The organism is Microcoleus sp. B5-D4, from assembly GCF_036705145.1.
Classification (GTDB): Bacteria; Cyanobacteriota; Cyanobacteriia; order Cyanobacteriales; family Microcoleaceae; genus Microcoleus.
Map to the genome: position 1 here is coordinate 1 of NZ_JAUBTV010000188.1, position 1,532 is coordinate 1,532.

Below are 1,532 nucleotides of genomic sequence, written 5' to 3' on the forward strand. Positions count from 1 at the left end.
TGTAAGGATTCAGGTCTTTGATTAAGGAATGAGAGAAGGCATGGAAAAGTTACAAGTATGGGCAAATATCGCATCACGGAAAAAAGCCATTGCGCTTTTTTCTTGAAAACGACAAGTCTGTATTGCAGATAGTAAATCAGCCGTTTGTTCAAACCGAGGCATTGACCTGGAACCACCAGATACTTTACGTTTGGTCACCGCTAATCGTAGAGAACGCTCCGCCAAATTATTGTCAGGAGGAATTGAGGGGTCGTCTAAAAAGTACCACCATTGAGCTGCTTTATCACGCAACGAGCGCAACAACAGTCCCGCAGCATAACCAACACGGCCGAGCCAAGTATTTAATAATTCTGCCAGTCTGCTCTTGAAGTCTGTTGCCCAAGTACGATAATCGAACCCTTCAGGGTTTTCACGCCCGGAGTCGATGCTGTCGAAACGCCTCATCAATTAATCCCAAAAATGCCTCTGCGACTACAGTGTTATTACCATCACTCAGTTGCTGGACTTTCTTAAAATGTCGCCTCAGATGTGCCAAACATTTCTGTTGCGCTCCCACGACGATCGCACCATTGTAAACGCTAAAATCATCGGAACTCAACACTGAGCGCAAACTCATTGCCGAGCATGGTTTCTAATTCCGAGCGACTGCGAGTATCTGCTGCTCCGTGAACAGGCAAAAATTTTGACCTGTCGCCGTCCACAACCATTCTTTGATTCCCTTGACGCACCAAGGGGTTTCGTCTACATGGACGTTGGCTTGTCGGGGTGCCCATTGCCACAAGTCTGCAACGGCTGGCTTGATGGCATCAGCTACTCGTGCGTTGGTCGCTTGTAATGTGCCCATGCCAATTTTGATGCCACCTAATTCCCACAAGAATTCTTGTTGTTTTTCATAGGATAGGTGCCCGTAATTGCCTAGCCATACCAATAATGCTTGTAGGTCGATGCTTATGTCTTGTCCTGGAACGATACCCGGTGCTGCAGGTCCGATTGCCATTGCTCCACATTCGAGACACTGACACTTGATTCGCTGATATTCTACTATTTCAATGGGTCTGGCTACTAAGCAGGCTACTTGCTGCTTAGTAGCCAGACCCATCGGGTCGCTTAATTCCCTGCTACCGCAATGTCCGCAAACGTCAGGGACGCTGATTTGAAATCTGTCTACTCGCCCAAATCCTTTTCGGGTTTTTCCGATATGCCCCGGTTGTCCTCCTGGTTTTCGCTTTGGTGCTGACTCTGATTTTTGAGAGTTCTCTGTTGCTTCTTTTTCTGATTTCTGTAATAAATCGCTGGATGGGGGCTTTGATGATGTTTGACTATTACTTGGCTGTTTGAGTTTGAGTTTTTCGAGTTCGAGTTGTAATTTTTCGATGAGCTGTTGTTGTGTCAGCACGAGTTTTACCAGTTCTTCGTGACCCAACTGCTTAACTATTTCTATTTGTAGTGCTGCTGACTCTGGTTTTTGGCTCATTCAACTACATTACCATATTTTTTGGTGTCTCTGAACTTTTTTTGACCTGAATCCTTAC

The 1,532-nt window shown here is 45.8% G+C and carries 1 protein-coding gene and 1 pseudogene; both read right to left on the reverse strand.

What is annotated here, in order from left to right; translation table 11 throughout:
- Positions 1–21 precede the first annotated feature (21 nt).
- Positions 22–444, reverse strand: coding sequence for an IS66 family transposase (locus QUB10_RS34115; RefSeq protein ID WP_333207551.1), 423 nt, complete (start codon positions 442–444; stop codon positions 22–24).
- Positions 410–1,474, reverse strand: a pseudogene (locus QUB10_RS34120) (IS66 family transposase). Before QUB10_RS34120 ends, QUB10_RS34115 begins: the two are co-directional and overlap by 35 nt.
- Positions 1,475–1,532 lie beyond the last annotated feature (58 nt).

Bases quoted from the DNA above. Each gene is read 5' to 3' on its own strand.
- QUB10_RS34115 (WP_333207551.1), bottom strand. From the start codon at position 444: ATGAGGCGTTTCGACAGCATCGACTCCGGGCGTGAAAACCCTGAAGGG.